Origin of the sequence: Gordonia namibiensis NBRC 108229, from assembly GCF_000298235.1 — a bacterium.
Lineage (GTDB): Bacteria > Actinomycetota > Actinomycetes > Mycobacteriales > Mycobacteriaceae > Gordonia > Gordonia namibiensis.
This window is the reverse complement of record NZ_BAHE01000061.1, coordinates 93,368-105,984: the sequence shown is the minus strand read 5'-3', so window position 1 is coordinate 105,984 and position 12,617 is coordinate 93,368. Positions and strand designations below refer to the sequence as shown.

Here is a 12,617-nt window from a genome sequence, read left to right as displayed (position 1 = left end):
GTGGACGCTCCGCTCGCACCTCAGGCAACGGAAGTGGACGCTCCGCTCGCACCTCAGGCAGCAGGAGTGGACACTTCGCTCGCACCTCAGGCAGCAGGAGTGGGCGCCCTGCGCACCTCCCGCATCGAGGTCAGATCACCTGTGCGCCAGGTGATCCGGTCGCGGCGCGGTCCCGCCGAACGGGTTCTGGAGCGCATTCGACTTCGCGTTGAACACGACGAAGAGGTTGCTCCGCGGGTACGGGGTGATGTTGCCGCTCGAGGCGTGCAGGCAGTTGGAGTCGAAGTAGAGCGCCGACCCTGCCGGTCCGGTGATCGTGTCGATCCCGAGCTCGTCGGCGAGTGTCGCGACATCTTCCTCTTCCGGCGTGCCGAACGGCGGCCGGTACGAGGTCAGCGATTCCCGGTGGTAGCCATCGGGTGTCGCGCCCACGCAGCTGACGAAGCGGCGATGCGATCCGGGGATGATCATCAGCGGACCGTTGGTGGACAGGTTCGGGGTGAGTGCCAGCGAGACGCTGAGTGCTCGCGGGGCGGGCATCCCGTCCTCGGCGTGCCAGGTCTCGAAGTCGGAGTGCCAGTAGAAGGGTCCTCCGGCGAACCCCGGCTTCAGGTTGATCCGGCTCTGGTGGATCGTCACCTCGTCGTCCAGGATCTGTTCTGCGACACCGCGGATCGACTCCCGGTCGCAGATCTCCGCGATGAGATCGCTGAGCTTGTGCACCGCGAACAGCGAACGCACATCGCCGCTGGAGGATTCGCGGATCACCCGGTCGTCGTCCCCGAGACGATCGGTGATGTCGGAGACCTCGCTCAGGCATGCGTCGATGTCGGCGGCCGACAACACCTTGTTCTCGGTGTGGTAACCGCGGTCGGCGTAGTGGCGCAGTTCGGGCGCCGACAACGGCCCCGGGTTCCCCATGCTGCCCCACACGGTGTTGTGGGGACGCGGTTCGATCTGGCTGCGGTGGGCGAGACGGGTTCGGTACACGTCGACGCCGCGCGCCTGCTTGTCGCTCTCGGGGATTTCGGTCTTTGTGATTTGGGTGTTCTTGTTTGCTGTTTGAGTTACCACGATCGAGTCGATCCTTTCCCTCATCCGGCAGGCCGCCGGGAAAGCCATCCGGCGGCAGGCAAGGTGATTGTGTTGTGCGCGAGTCCGCATCGCACGATGACGGGCCGCGAAGAGATACGGCTGCGCGAGGCACGCGATCATCTGCACGCGCCTGATCAGGCCGTATGTGTGCACCTTGCCAGGGAAATGCGGTCCCCTGCAACCATGCTGGTATGCCGGTTACGAAAACCGCAGTTGTGATGTGGATCTCAGATGTGCTGGAGCACGACGGTCGCGATCGAAGAGGGCTTGCCCGACGAATTCGCCGACACGACCCGCACCACAGAAAGGCTTCGTCCGCGGTGCAGTGTCTCGGAGGTGAAGGTGGTGACGTCGGCGGCGTTGCACGGACGTACGTAGGTGATGTCGATGCTGGTGGTGCGCAACTGCCCGTTCGCCTCGACCGCCGTCATCGCGGCGAGCTCGGAAGCACAGATGAGGATTCCACCGTGCACGCTGCCCATTCCGTTGGCGGAGAGGAGCGTCGGGGCCATCGTCAGCACGCCGGGAGCCGTGGGCACGAGTCCCAGTTGGTCGCGGACCGGGTTCGTGGGGGCCTCGAGGACCTCGGCGGTCGCGTGCGCCCCCGGGGTGGCCGGGGCGTCGACAAGATGGGAGCGCTGGATGATCGTCGCGATCGGGCGGCCCGTCGGATCGGACACCCGGCCCGTGGTCATCGCGCCACGATCGTCGCGGGCGACGAGTTCGCCGGTGACGTTCAGCGATGTGCCGTCGAGCGGCGGGTCGGCGACGAAATCCAAACGGATGCCGAGGGAGACCGGCCAGCGTCCGTCAGGGCTACCGGCGTCGACGACGTATCCGGTCACGTCGTCGAGCGCGACAGCGAGCGCGGCTCGGTTGACACCGGCCGCGGGGTCGGCGAGCCACGGCCCGGTCACGAGGCCGGCCTCACCGCGTTCGGCGGACACGGAGTGACCGCTGATCCGCAGCATGACCTCGGGTCCACCGATGTAGAAGACAGACGATGTCGTCGGCATGGGACGAATTTACTCAGCGCCGGGAGTCCGCGTACTCCAGGATCACGTCGACGGCCCGCGCGGCACTCTGACAGGCGCCCTCCATCGTGGTGGTCCAGTCGGTCCTGGTCCAGTCCCCGGCGAGGGCCAGACCGTCGACGGCGGTGCGCTGGTCGGGGCGGGTTCCCGCGGTTCCGGGGCGCTGGGCGAACGTCGACTTCGGCATCCGTACGACGTGGCTGTGGATCACCTGCGCGTCCGCGGCCTGTGGGAAGTACTTGCGCAGCATGTCCATCTGGATGCCGGTGATCTCGGCGTTGGTCTTGCCGATCAGGTCATACGATGCCGACACCGTCGTCGAGTAGAACCAGTTGTCCTTCGGTTCGCGGCCGTGCATGCGCTGGCGGTCCCAGACCTGCTCCAGCACACCCTCACCGCCGTAGAGGATCTCGCCCCAGTCGGTCATGCCGATCGAGCGGTCGAGGTAGAGATTGACGCTCACGATCGGCACCGGGGTGAGTTTGTCGACCGCTTCGTAGATCCGTTCGTGGCCCGGCACCTGGTCGAGGAGCCCCTTCACGCTCCACACGGGCACCGCGCAGATGACGGCGTCGGCGGCGACCTTCTCCCCGTCGGCGAGCGTCACCCCGGTGACCGTGCCGTCGGTGACGTCGACGGACGACACCACCGCACGATGCCGGACGTCGACGCCGGCGTCGGCGAATCTCTTCTCCGCGCCGGCGACGAACAGGGTGTCGAGGTCCACGGTCGGGAAGCCGATCGAGACCGGGGTCCGGGTCGCGACGGCGCGTCGGGCGCCGGTGACGAGCAGGTCGGCCGGGACCTTGGCCGACGAGATCTCGGTCTTGTCGCCGGTGAGGCCGATGACAAGACCGTCCCAGAGCGCGTCCCGCGCCGACTGCGGCATGCCGATCCGACGGAACCACTCGTCGGCGGTCACCTGATCGAGCCATTCGGGTTGCCGGAATGCGTGCCGGATCAACCGCGCCTGCGCGAGGGCGGTCCTGAGCCGGTCGAGTCCGGTCACCCCGGGGAGATCACCGAGTGCCGCTCGCAGACCGGTCAGTCCGCCGAAAGCCGACTTTCGCGTGGCGCCACCCGGCATCCGCATGGTCATGTGGCCGGGGAACTCGACGTGCTCGCGGGTACCGACGCTCTCGAGATACCGCATGAGGTGTTCGTATCCACTGGCGAAGACGTGCTGGCCGTTGTCGGGCACGTCGTCGACCGCGGCGAGCGGCATCGAGATGGTGCGGCCACCGAGTGAACCGCGGCGCTCGAGGAGCGTCACTCGTTGCCCGGCCTCCGCAAGCCATACCGCCGACGCCAGACCGGCGAGTCCCCCACCCACGACCACGCAATGCATGGACCACAGCGTAGCGGCCGGCACACACCGACGTGAGATGGTTGGCCGGTTTCGTCTCAGTCGGTCATCCTGACGTTGCGGGCGGCACCGAGGGCTGCCAGGCCCTGCGGCACCAGGGCGAGCGAGAGGACCGCCATCGCCACCGTCCAGGAGCCGGTCACGTCGTGGATCAGGCCGATGAGGATCGGCCCGACGGCGGCGGCGAGATAACCCACCGACTGCGCCATCCCGGAGACCTGGCCGGTCTGCTTCGATCCCGAGCTGCGGAGAACCATGAAGAGCAGGGAGAGGCTGATGGAAGCGCCGGGCCCGACCATCACGCATGCGGCCCAGAACCCGGGCCACACGTCGGTGCCGATGAGTCCGGCGAAGCCGACCGCGCAGACGGCGAGGACCACGAAGGTCACCACGCGCTGGTCGTCGCACCGTCCGGCGACGATCGGCGCGACCAGCGACATGACCAACGCGACCACCTGTGCGGACGCGACGACGGCACCGGCTCCCACCGGGGTCATCCCGTTCTCGTCGACCAGGTACTGCGGCAGCCACGCCACGAAGGTGTAGAAGATGAGCGACTGGGTGCCCATGAAGACGGTCACCGCCCACGCGATCGGGTTACGCAACAACGACGACGTCGGGCTCGCCGCCGTCACCCGGTGCACGTGCGACAACTGCGGGATCCACACGACGACCGCCACCAACGCGAGGAGTCCCCAGGAAGCGAGCGCGAGACGCCAATCCCCGCCCAGCGCATCGTTGATCGGCACGCTCACCCCGGAGGCGACCGCGGCACCGCCGGACAACGTCATCGAGTAGAAGCCGGTCATCAAGCCCGACCGGTGCGCGAAGTCCCGCTTGATGAGGGCGGGGAGAACGACATTGCAGGTGCCGATGGCAGCACCGATGACCGCCGACCCGAGGAACAGTGCAACCGACGACGGCACGAGGCGTACGACGATGCCGAGGATGAGCACGAGCAGGGCACCGAAGATGACGCGCTCGATGCCGAACCGGTTCGCGAGCCTCGGCGCGACGGGAGCGGAGATACCGAAGAAGAGGACGGGCAACGCGGTGAGCAGACCCGCCACGGCGCTGCTGAATCCGGCGTCGGCCGAGATCGTCCCGATCAGTGGGCCCACCGACACGACAGCAGGGCGGAGGTTGGCCGCCACCAGCATCACGCCGACGGCGGTGATGATGACGCCGGCGGTGGTCCGCTCGTTCGTCATGTGGTGGCGCGTCGTGCGCGACGGGCTCACCTCGACCGCACGATCGCGGCGGGACGGGGAACGGACTGAACTGACATCGTTACGCAACCTAACATTCGACCCGAAGGGCAGCGATCCCGGAACACCGACGCCGACCGCCCATCGGTGTTTGAATGAGCCATGGCGTTCGGGGTGCGCATGAACTTCCTGCGTGGGGCGGGTTTCGTCGGGTTGATCGTCGGTGTGGTGCTGGGCGTTGCGGGAGCTCCGCCGACCGCGCACGCCGCACCCGGCCCGGGTTCACCCCTCCCCTCGGCCGACCCGTTCTACCGTTACGACGCACCGTTACGGCACACCGCTCCGGGAACCGTGCTCCGGACACGGCCGATGACGTTCCGGACACCACGTCTGTCCACTCCGATCACCGGAACCCAGGTCCTGTACCGCACGACCGATCAGTTCGGTGCCGGTCGGGCGACGGTCGCCACAGTGTTGCGCCCACTCGTCCCGGGACCGACCCGGCTGATCTCGTACCACATGGCCTACGACGCCCTCGGCTCCCAGTGCGACCCGTCGTACACGCTCACCGGCGGTTATGCCAACGGCACCGCCACCACCGAACAGGGCGTCATCGCAGGCTATCTCGCGGCGGGTTACACCGTGGTGGTGCCGGACTACGAGGGCGAGGACCTGCAGTGGACCATCGGCCGGCAATCAGGATATGCGGCGCTCGACGGAATCCGGGCCGCCGAGGCATTCCTGCGACTCCCACGGTCCACACCGGTCGGCCTGGTCGGCTACTCCGGCGGTTCCATCCCGACGCAGTGGGGAGCAGAGATCGCGCCGCGCTATGCCCCGGAACTCAACATCATCGGAGCCGCTGCCGGCGGCCTGCCCGTCGACCTCGCCCACAACCTGCCTTACATCGACGGCAGCGCGAAATGGGCGGGTGTGATCCCCGCGCTGATCGTCGCCTATCAGCGCGCCTACCGACTCGACACCTCCGCCTTCCTCTCCGAGCACGGGGAGCAGGTGACGAAAGCGGTGAGTTCCGAGTGCATCTCGCAGTTCGCGTCGAAGTACCCGGGGCTCACGAGCGCGGCCATGGTGGACCCGCCCTACACCGGACTGCTCGACGTCCCCGCGGTGGTGCGTGCCATCAACGACAACATCATGGGCAGCCAGGGGACGCCACGGACCAAGATGTTCCTCGCGGTCGGCCACTACAACGCGATCGGCGACACCTTGATGATCACCGGAGATGTCATCGGGCTCGCGCACGAATACTGCTCACGCGGAGTCGATGTCACCTATCACCAGTTGAACGGCCTGACCCACCAGGAGGCGTTCCTCCCGTTCGAACCGCTTGCCGCCGAGTACCTCACCGAACGCTTCGCCGGAATCCCCACGCGCAGCAACTGCGCAACGCTCGCGCGCGGGAACAGCTTGGCACCGCTGCCGGTCCCATGACGACGAAACCTCCTCAGCCCGGGAGTGTTTCACCACCGATCGGGGCGAGCACCTCACCGGTGTAGTACGACGACAGCTGATCGGCAGCGAAGAAGACGTACGACGGTGCGATCTCGTCCGGCTGGGCGGCGCGGCCCATCGGCGCCTGGGTCCCGAAGTCCTTGACGGCCTCGGCCGGCATCGTCGCCGGGATCAGCGGGGTCCACACCGGTCCGGGCGCAACACAGTTGACGCGAATCTTTCTCTCCATCAACGACTGGGCGAGGGAGTACGTCAACGCCAGGACCGCCCCCTTGGTCGCCGAGTAGTCGATGAGGCTGTCGTTGCCGCGCAATCCGTTGATCGACGAGGTGTTGATGATGGCGCCACCACCGGTCAGATGAGGCACGGCGGCCCGGGTGGTGTGGAAGAAGCTGTGGATGTTCACGTCGAACGTCCGGTACCACTGCGCGGGGTCGACCTCGAGAAAGTCGTCGACGACCTGCTGATAGGCGACGTTGTTCACCAGGATGTTCAATCCACCGAGATCGGCGACGGTGCGCTCGACGACCTCTGCGCAATGGGCCGGGTCGCCCAGGTCTCCGCGGTAGGCGCGCGCCTTGCGCCCTTCGGCCTCGATGAGGTCGACGGTGTGCCGAGCGTCCTCGTCCTCCTCGAGATAGGCGATCGCGACATCGGCGCCCTCCTTCGCAAACGCGATCGCGGTGGCCCGGCCGATGCCCGAGTCGCCACCGGTGACCAGCGCCGTCTTACCCGCGAGCAGATCACGGCCGCGGTACTCGGTCATCTCGTCGCGCGGACGGTCGGGCATGTCGCCGGTCTCGCCCGGGTAGGGGATGGTCTTCGCTTCGTGCGGGGAGTTCTCCTGATCACTCATGGTCGCCGGTTGCCCGCTGCGGTGAGATCGAAAACCTGCCTCCGCGCGACCGCCCTCAGAAACGACATCGCCACCTCGCGGGAGACGCGCCGGTCGGAACCGCGCGTCTGCCCAGGAGGTGGCGACTCAGCTGTCGCTGAAGACTCAGGGGTTCTCGTCGGGGATCTCCTGGTCGAGCTTCTCGTCGAGGGACTCCCCCTCCCGCTGCTCACGGGCCGTTGTCCCGGTGCGGTCACTGGCCGACCAGTCCTCGGGCGGGTCCATCCCGTCCTCGAGCGGATCGCGCGCCAGATGGTCCTCGTCGAGGTCCTCCGCACCGACCGTCGAGGTCAGATCGGGGTTGACGCCTTCGGTCGCTGCCGCGGCGTCGGAGCTGTCACTGCTGGTGCTCATCAAGACCTCCTCGCATGTCAGCGGCAACCACTCCCGGCCACCGCGGTCATTGGCTACCCGTCGACCAGATCGCCGAAACTATGCCGCTGAGCTGCAGGTTTTGCCCGAGAGGCGACTCCGCCACAACACAGTGCAGGTCGGCTCTCGCGACGAGCTGATCCCAGGTAAGCTCAAACATCGCCCGAGACCGCCGGCGTGCAGTTCTGCGTGCCTTTTTCAAGCTCTAGGGGTAACCGTGCCAAAGATTGACAACATTCCTGCCGACGATTCCCGCATCCGGCATGTCGGCAGCTTCCGGTTCCTCTTCGACACCGAGGAATGGTGGTGGTCGGACGAGGTCGCCGAGATGCACGGCTACCAGCCGGGTGAAGTCACCCCGACGACCGAACTACTGGCCGGGCACAAGCATCCCGACGACCGCCACGCGTTCGACGAGATGGTCGCGACGATGCTGAGCCGACGCACGCCGTTCTCCAGCCGACACCGCATCATCGACCTCTCCGGCACCGTCCATCACGTGGCCGTGGTCTCCCAGCAGATCATCGACGAGAGCGGTCAACCGATCGGCGCCGAGGGCTTCTACCTCGACCTGACCGGTTATGACGAGGAAACGGTCAAGTTCCAGGTCGACGAGCACGTCGCGCGGTTCCGCGAGAACCAGGGTGTGATCGAGCAGGCCAAGGGCATGATCTCGATGGCCTATGGAGTGAGCCCTGAACGCGCCTTCGAGGTGATGCGCTGGCGGTCCCAGACGGCCAACGTGAAGGTCAACGAGCTGGCCAAGAACATCGTGTCGGGCGTGCACAAGTATGTCGTGCTGCCCGATCCCGTGCGCCAGTCCTTCGACCACCTGCTCCTGAACGCTCACCAGAACGAGAACTGACGTCCACCACGACGCGAGCCGTCGTGGTTTCACGATCCTCCACCCGGGGTATCTGTAAGCGAAGTGCCGAGTGTCGGCAGTTCAGCGGCGTCTACAACGCCGCATCTTGCGGACCCGGTTGAGTACACAGCCGGTCATATCTCCAAGTGATCGGATGGAACAGTGAACGGACTAGGCGGGGAACTCGGCGGTGCGGCGACCCTCGAGATGGTGGACAGCTCACGGATGACGCGGACGAGTACCGCACACATCCGAGTGGCTTCCGTCCCTGAGTCGCACGTCTACGTGCGTCACCTGTCACCGGTGAACGGATCGGTCAGCGTTCTGGACACGGGTTCGGTGTCGGTGACCCGGCTTTCCGATCCCGTGCCCGCGGATGGTGCCAAGGTCCCCGGCGGCTGGTGGCCGCCGCTGATGCTGGACCCGCGGTGGATTGCCGAGCACCACAACGACTTCGACGTGTTCCACCTCCATTTCGGCTTCGACGCGGTGACGCCGTCGGTGATGGCCGACGTCCTCGCCGAGCTCGACCGGCACAACAAACCTCTGGTCTACACGCTTCACGACCTCCGCAACCCGCACCATCCGGAACCCGACGCCCACGATGAGGTCCTCGACCTTCTCGTCCCCGCAGCCGCCGAGGTCATCACCCTTACCCCCGGTGCGGCGGAACAGATCTCGCAGCGGTGGGCCCGGTCCGCCACCGTGCTCCCGCACCCGCACGTCGTGCCGCCCGCGCGGTTCGCACCGCGTGAGACCCCGACCGACGAGTTCGTCGTCGGCGTGCACGCCAAGAGCGTGCGCGCCAACATGGATCCGCTTCCCGTCATCATGACGCTGCTGGAAGCCGCGTCCGACTATCCGGACATGACGATCCAGATCAATCTGCACGACGAGGTCTTCGTGCCCGGAAACCACTTCTACAACCCGGACTTCGGCACCACCGCTCTCGCCTTGTCGCGCCACCCGTACGCCCGGGTGTTGGTACACGAGTACTACTCCGACGACCAGCTGTGGGATTACCTCAGCGGGATCTCGGTCTCGGTCCTGCCCTACCGCTTCGGTACTCATTCCGGCTGGCTCGAGGCCTGCCACGACCTCGGCACCTCGGTGATCGCGCCGAGCTGCGGGTTCTATCACCAGCAGCAGGAATGCTTCAGCTACGACTTCACCGAGGACCGATTCGATCCGGAGTCACTGGTCGCTGCACTCGCACAGGCGTATTCGGCCCGGCCGGCGCCTGCGATGTGGCGGGACCGCCGCACGCAGCGGTCGACGATCGCCCAGGCACACGCCGGGCTCTACACGCGGGTGCTGGATGCGTGAGTCACTACGGATCGCCGTCATCGCATCCAGTCGGTTCCCGATAGCCCAGCCGTTCGCCGGCGGCCTCGAGGCGCATGTCTGGCATCTGACCCGGGCGCTGACCATGGCCGGCCACGAGGTCACGTTGTTCGCCGGCGCCGGAAGCGACCTGCCGGTTGATTCCGATCGCCTGCGCGCCGAACTTTTCGAGCCGTCTGCGGCCGCTCGTTCGGATGTGTCGATGCCGTCGATCGAGGCGTTGCAGGACCACCACGCCTACCTGTCGCTGATGCTCTCGTTCGCCCGGAACCCCGGCGACTTCGACGTGATCCACAATCACAGCCTGCATTACCTGCCGGTGGCGATGGGCCCGTCGGTGGAGACCCCGATGGTCACCACGCTGCACACCCCACCCACTCCGTGGCTCGAGTCGGCACTGGCATTGGCACCGGAGACCAGGTGTGTCGCGGTCAGTCGGCACACCGCCCAGGCGTGGTCGCACGTTCTCGGCTCGATACCGGTGGTGCACAACGGTGTTCAGCTGGATCGATGGCCGATCGGCACCGGCGGAGACGACCTGGTCTGGTTCGGTCGGTTCGTCCCCGAGAAGGGTGCGCACCACGCGATCGAGGCCGCCCGCATCACCGGCCGCCGGTTGCGGCTCGCCGGACCGATCAGCGACGAACGCTATTTCCGCGACCACGTCGCCCCGTTCCTGGGTGACCGTGTGCGCTACGAGGGCCACCTCCACCAGAACGAACTCGCCCGTCTGGTCGGTTCCTCCGGTGCCACCCTGGTGACGCCGGTGTGGAACGAACCGTACGGACTCGTCGTCGCCGAATCCATCGCCAGTGGGACGCCGGTGGCCGGGTTCGCCCGCGGCGGGATCCCGGAGATCGTCGGCGACACCGCCGGCGTGCTCGTGCCGGGTGACGACGTCGACGCACTCGCGGAGGCCGCCGAGAAGGCTTTCACCCTCGACCGACGCGAAGTACGTCGCCGCGCGGAGGAGCACTGCTCCGACATCGCGATGATCGACCGGTACACCGGCATCTACGCCGAGATGGTGGCCGGCCGGGCACGTCTGACCGATTCCTCATCCGCAGAAGCCTGCACCGCATGATCGGCTATTACGTCCACCATCAGGGCCGCGGCCACTGTTCCCGGGCCGCCGCGATCGCCGCCCATCTGCAGACCGACGTCGTCGCCCTGACCAGTGCGGAGCTGACCGACCCCGCCTTCAGCGAGGTGATCACCCTCGACCGGGACGACGCCGATCCCGCCCCCACCGACGTCGACGCGGGCGGACTGCTGCACTGGGCACCCCGTGGGGACGCGGGGTTGCGCAACCGGATGGCCCAGCTGGCAGACTTCGTCGCGACCAGGCAGCCGGCTGCGATGGTCGTCGACGTGTCGGTGGAGGTCACCCTGTTCCTGCGGCTGCTCGGGGTGCCGGTCGTGGTGATGGCGATGCCGGGTGTCCGCGACGACCTGCCCCACCAGCTCGCCTATCGCGCCGCCGACGCGATCATCGCCCCCTGGCCAGGCGACCTGTACCGGCCGGACTGGCTGGAAGAGCATCTACACAAGACGGTTTTCACCGGTGGGATCTCCCGCTTCGACGGCCGCCCTCAGGTCAGCCACCCCACGTTCGCCTCCGACATCCTGGTCCTCACAGGCGCGGGTGGCGATCGGGGGGCGCTGCATCCGGCAATCGGTCTCGCCGAGGCACTCCCCGACCTGAAGGTGGTCGGCCTCGGACCGGCTTTCGGCACCTGGGCCGACGACCCATGGCCGTTCCTGTGTAGCGCCCGTCTAGCCGTCATCGGCGCCGGCCAAGGGAGTGTGGCGGACGCCGCCGCGGCCGGACGCCCCGCCGTCGTGATGCCGGAGGACCGCCCGTTCGCCGAGCAGCGTGCCACCGCGGACAACCTCGCGCGGGCCGAACTCGCCCTTGTCGCCTCTACCTGGCCCGACGCCGACCGCTGGCGGGCCATCGTGGAGTCGGTCGATGATTCCGCGCCGATGTGGTCCCGGTGGCAGACCGCCGGAGCAGCAGAACGCGCGGCCCGTGTCGTCGCAGAAGTGGCCCGATGACGTCCGTACCGGCGTCCGACCACGGCATCTCTGATCGGGCCGGCGCGGAAACCGTCGCGGTGATCACCATCGTGTCCGGACGCCACCAGCATCTGCGACGTCAGCTCGAAGCATTCGAGTACTCGACGGTGCGTCCCGCTGTCCATGTCGTCGTCGCCATGAACGACCCCGATATCGATGCCGTCGTCAACGACTCGGCACCGGCAGGTCATCCGATGCGGGTGGTCCACATCAGCGAGGAGTCCGGCACACTGCCACTCGCCGAGGCACGCAACACCGGTGCCCGCACCGCGATCGAGGCCGGCGCAACACTCTTGGTGTTCCTTGACGTCGACTGCATCCCCGGACCGGGCATGATCGCCCGCTATCTCCGATCATGCACCGCCACAAAAGATTTGCGTCTCCTGTACTGCGGACCCGTGACCTATCTGCGGTCCGACCAGCCGACCTTCGATCCGCGTGAGCTCCATCGATTCCTCGACCCGCATCCGGCACGGCCCGCCCCGGGGCCGTGCCAGACGCAGCTCTCCTCGGAGATGACGCTGTTCTGGTCGTTGTCGTTTGCCATCCGGTCAGACGACTGGCGCGAGATCGGGGGATTCCACACCGGTTACCGCGGGTACGGCGGCGAGGACACTGATTTCGCGAGGTGCGCAGCGCGCAACGGTTTTCGGCTCGCCTGGGTTGGTGGCGCCGATGCGTATCACCAGTATCACCCGGTGTCGAAGCCGCCCGTCGAGCATCTCGACGACATCCTCCGTAATGCGCGACTGTTCCATCGGCGATGGAAGTCCTGGCCGATGGAGGGGTGGCTGAACGCCTTCGCGCAGATGGGCCTCATCGACTACGACGAGGCCGCCGAGGACTGGCGCCGGACAGCAGCGGAAGTGCTGCCCGGCTGACTTTT

12 protein-coding genes are annotated in these 12,617 nt (G+C 67.1%); 6 read left to right on the top strand and 6 right to left on the bottom strand.

Annotated elements, in window-relative coordinates:
* Window positions 1-135: 135 nt before the first annotated feature.
* From GONAM_RS22135 to GONAM_RS22120, 4 genes are all read right to left on the bottom strand, one after another.
* Window positions 136-1,074 carry a phytanoyl-CoA dioxygenase family protein gene (locus GONAM_RS22135; protein WP_006868986.1) on the bottom strand — a complete coding sequence of 313 codons (939 nt, stop codon included), beginning with the start codon at window positions 1,072-1,074 and terminating at the stop codon, window positions 136-138.
* Between the two features lie 248 nt (window positions 1,075-1,322).
* Window positions 1,323-2,111 carry a PaaI family thioesterase gene (locus tag GONAM_RS22130; RefSeq protein WP_006868985.1) on the bottom strand — a complete coding sequence of 263 codons (789 nt, stop codon included), beginning with the start codon at window positions 2,109-2,111 and terminating at the stop codon, window positions 1,323-1,325.
* Window positions 2,112-2,124: 13 nt separating this feature from the next.
* The gene (locus tag GONAM_RS22125; protein ID WP_006868984.1) at window positions 2,125-3,477 is read right to left on the bottom strand and encodes a hydroxysqualene dehydroxylase; all 1,353 of its coding nucleotides are present in this window, start codon (window positions 3,475-3,477) and stop codon (window positions 2,125-2,127) included.
* 56 nt (window positions 3,478-3,533) lie between these two features.
* Entirely contained in the window at window positions 3,534-4,706 is a 1,173-nt protein-coding gene (locus GONAM_RS22120) for a CynX/NimT family MFS transporter (protein ID WP_006868983.1), read from the bottom strand.
* Between the two features lie 159 nt (window positions 4,707-4,865).
* On the opposite strand from GONAM_RS22120, the gene GONAM_RS22115 reads away from it, so the two are divergent.
* The gene (locus GONAM_RS22115) at window positions 4,866-6,155 is read left to right on the top strand and encodes a lipase family protein (protein ID WP_006868982.1); all 1,290 of its coding nucleotides are present in this window, start codon (window positions 4,866-4,868) and stop codon (window positions 6,153-6,155) included.
* Window positions 6,156-6,168: 13 nt separating this feature from the next.
* On the opposite strand, the gene GONAM_RS22110 is transcribed toward GONAM_RS22115, so the two are convergent.
* On the bottom strand, window positions 6,169-7,032 hold the full coding sequence (locus GONAM_RS22110) for an SDR family oxidoreductase (protein ID WP_006868981.1): 864 nt from the start codon (window positions 7,030-7,032) through the stop codon (window positions 6,169-6,171).
* A 144-nt stretch (window positions 7,033-7,176) separates the two neighbouring features.
* Window positions 7,177-7,425: a hypothetical protein gene (locus tag GONAM_RS22105; protein WP_006868980.1), complete on the bottom strand. Its 249-nt coding sequence runs from the start codon at window positions 7,423-7,425 to the stop codon at window positions 7,177-7,179.
* 235 nt (window positions 7,426-7,660) lie between these two features.
* On the opposite strand from GONAM_RS22105, the gene GONAM_RS22100 reads away from it, so the two are divergent.
* The 5 genes from GONAM_RS22100 (at window position 7,661) to GONAM_RS22080 (ending at window position 12,612) form a co-directional block, all read left to right on the top strand.
* A complete protein-coding gene (locus tag GONAM_RS22100; RefSeq protein WP_006868979.1) occupies window positions 7,661-8,308 on the top strand; it encodes a PAS and ANTAR domain-containing protein in 648 nt (215 codons plus the stop codon).
* Window positions 8,309-8,470: 162 nt separating this feature from the next.
* Window positions 8,471-9,634 carry a glycosyltransferase family protein gene (locus tag GONAM_RS22095; RefSeq protein ID WP_006868978.1) on the top strand — a complete coding sequence of 388 codons (1,164 nt, stop codon included), beginning with the start codon at window positions 8,471-8,473 and terminating at the stop codon, window positions 9,632-9,634.
* Complete coding sequence (locus GONAM_RS22090; protein WP_006868977.1) at window positions 9,627-10,736, top strand: glycosyltransferase family 4 protein; 1,110 nt, start codon at window positions 9,627-9,629, stop codon at window positions 10,734-10,736. The genes GONAM_RS22095 and GONAM_RS22090 overlap by 8 nt, the downstream gene beginning before the upstream one ends.
* Entirely contained in the window at window positions 10,733-11,710 is a 978-nt protein-coding gene (locus GONAM_RS22085) for a glycosyltransferase family protein (RefSeq protein WP_006868976.1), read from the top strand. The genes GONAM_RS22090 and GONAM_RS22085 overlap by 4 nt, the downstream gene beginning before the upstream one ends.
* Window positions 11,707-12,612, top strand: coding sequence for a glycosyltransferase family 2 protein (locus tag GONAM_RS22080; protein ID WP_006868975.1), 906 nt, complete (start codon window positions 11,707-11,709; stop codon window positions 12,610-12,612). The genes GONAM_RS22085 and GONAM_RS22080 overlap by 4 nt, the downstream gene beginning before the upstream one ends.
* The last annotated feature ends 5 nt before the right edge of the window (window positions 12,613-12,617 follow it).

Coding starts and splice junctions, on each gene's coding strand:
- GONAM_RS22090 (WP_006868977.1), top strand. CDS start 9,627: ATGCGTGAGTCACTACGGATCGCCGTCATCGCATCCAGTCGGTTCCCG.
- GONAM_RS22115 (WP_006868982.1), top strand. CDS start 4,866: ATGGCGTTCGGGGTGCGCATGAACTTCCTGCGTGGGGCGGGTTTCGTC.
- GONAM_RS22080 (WP_006868975.1), top strand. CDS start 11,707: ATGACGTCCGTACCGGCGTCCGACCACGGCATCTCTGATCGGGCCGGC.
- GONAM_RS22110 (WP_006868981.1), bottom strand. CDS start 7,032: ATGAGTGATCAGGAGAACTCCCCGCACGAAGCGAAGACCATCCCCTAC.
- GONAM_RS22085 (WP_006868976.1), top strand. CDS start 10,733: ATGATCGGCTATTACGTCCACCATCAGGGCCGCGGCCACTGTTCCCGG.
- GONAM_RS22130 (WP_006868985.1), bottom strand. CDS start 2,111: ATGCCGACGACATCGTCTGTCTTCTACATCGGTGGACCCGAGGTCATG.
- GONAM_RS22125 (WP_006868984.1), bottom strand. CDS start 3,477: ATGCATTGCGTGGTCGTGGGTGGGGGACTCGCCGGTCTGGCGTCGGCG.
- GONAM_RS22120 (WP_006868983.1), bottom strand. CDS start 4,706: ATGACGAACGAGCGGACCACCGCCGGCGTCATCATCACCGCCGTCGGC.
- GONAM_RS22105 (WP_006868980.1), bottom strand. CDS start 7,425: ATGAGCACCAGCAGTGACAGCTCCGACGCCGCGGCAGCGACCGAAGGC.